The 532-nt window shown below is 67.3% G+C and carries 1 protein-coding gene; it reads right to left on the minus strand.

Annotated elements, in window-relative coordinates:
* Positions 1-102: 102 nt before the first annotated feature.
* Positions 103-532 (minus strand): MFS transporter (locus D180_RS13180; RefSeq protein ID WP_157835462.1); only part of this gene is annotated, 430 nt, incomplete at its 5' end.

Here is a 532-nt window from a genome sequence, read left to right on the forward strand (position 1 = left end):
ACGCGCAGCGCCACCACCGATCCGGCAATACCTTCAGCCGCTCGGCTACAGACACACCGATCCAGAGATGGCACGCGCGCCGCGTGCGCGTGCGTATCGGCCTCAGCCCTGCATCTGCTCCAGTTCCTTGCCCTTGGTCTCGTACACGTAGCGCAGCACGAAGAACACCGACAGGAACGCGGCCACGGTGTAGATGCCGTAGGCGCCGGCCAGGCCGATGCTGCCGAGCAGGACCGGGAAGGTCACGGTGATGGCGAAGTTGGACATCCACTGCGCCGCGCCGGCCACCGCCAGGCCGGAGCCGCGGATCTGGTTGGGGAACATCTCGCCCAGCATCACCCACATCACCGGGCCCCAGGACATGTTGAAGAAGACCACGTAGACGTTGGCGGCGATCAACGCCAACCGGCCCATGCCCGGCGACAGCGCCAGCTTGCCGGCCGCATCCAGCGAGGCGCTGGCGAAGGCGATGGTGACCAGCGCCAGCGACACCGCCATGCCGGCCGAGCCGATCCACAACAGCGGCTTTTGC

Origin of the sequence: Xanthomonas sp. SHU 166 (genome assembly GCF_000364685.1) — a bacterium.
GTDB lineage: Bacteria > Pseudomonadota > Gammaproteobacteria > Xanthomonadales > Xanthomonadaceae > Xanthomonas_A > Xanthomonas_A sontii.